Origin of the sequence: Nocardia sp. CY41 (assembly GCF_009829325.1) — a bacterium.
In the GTDB taxonomy this organism is placed as follows: domain Bacteria; phylum Actinomycetota; class Actinomycetes; order Mycobacteriales; family Mycobacteriaceae; genus Nocardia.
Window position 1 is genome coordinate 1 of record NZ_VUOS01000125.1, and the last position, 1,118, is coordinate 1,118.

The 1,118-nt window shown below is 71.6% G+C and carries 1 protein-coding gene; it reads left to right on the forward strand.

Annotation, left to right across the window (positions count from 1 at the left end):
* A partial coding sequence (locus GVY64_RS36995) for a condensation domain-containing protein (RefSeq protein WP_159851348.1) occupies positions 1-1,118 on the forward strand: 1,118 nt, incomplete at both ends.

Below are 1,118 nucleotides of genomic sequence, written 5' to 3' on the forward strand. Positions count from 1 at the left end.
CTGGCGCGCGAGCACAATTGCACGTTGTTCATGGTCGTGCACGCCGCCTTGGCGGTGCTGCTGGCGCGGCTGTCCGGCGACCCGGACGTCGCCATCGGCACACCCATCGCCGGACGCGGCGAACGCGTGCTCGACGACCTGGTCGGCATGTTCGTCAACACCCTCGCCCTGCGCACCCGCGTCGAGGCGGGCATGAGCTTCACCGAACTGGTCGACCAAGCCCGCGAAACCGACCTGGCCGCCTTCGCCAACGCCGACATCCCCTTCGAACGCGTCGTGGAAGTCGTCGCGCCCGGCCGCGCGACCACCCACAACCCCCTGTTCGGCGTGGTGCTGTCGTTCCAGAACAACGAACAACCCACCCTGCGGCTACCCGGCCTGACCGTCGCCGCGCTCGACACCGGCAGCGTCGCAGCGAAATTCGACCTGCAAGTCAACGTCAACCCCCACCACCACGACGACGGCGCCCCCGGTGAACTCGACACCGTGTTCACCTACGCCACCGACCTGTTCGACGAGACCACCGTCCAAACCCTCGGCCGCCGACTCGAACGCATCCTCACCACCATCGCCACCGACCCGCACACCCTCATCGGCGACATCGACATCCTCGACGACGCCGAACGGGAGCGGATGGCGGCGGCGGCCGGATCGGTCGGCGCCGAAGCGCCCACCGCGACCGCGGGCACGGCGCTGACCCAGGCGCTGGCGGCCGCGGTGGAGGACGACCCGGACGGGCCCGCCGTGGTCTCCGGCGAGAACGCGCTGTCCTACCAGGATCTCGACGCGCGTTCGTCGCGGTTGGCGCGGGCGCTCATCGCGCGTGGCTGCGGACCCGGCGCGGGCGTCGCGCTGCGGCTGGACCGCGGCATCGAAGCGGTCATCGCCACCTGGGCCGTCCTCAAGACCGGCGCCGCGGTCGTCCCGGTCGACACCCTCGACGCACCGCTGCCGCACGAACCGGAGATCAAGATCGGTCTCACGACCGGCGGCTCCGGCTCGACCGACGCGCTGGACTGGCTCGCCCTCGACGACCCCACCCTCGTCGCCGAGATCGCCGCCGAATCCCCCCGCCCGGTCACCTACGCCCACCGCACCCGCGCCCTGCGCGGCAGCGA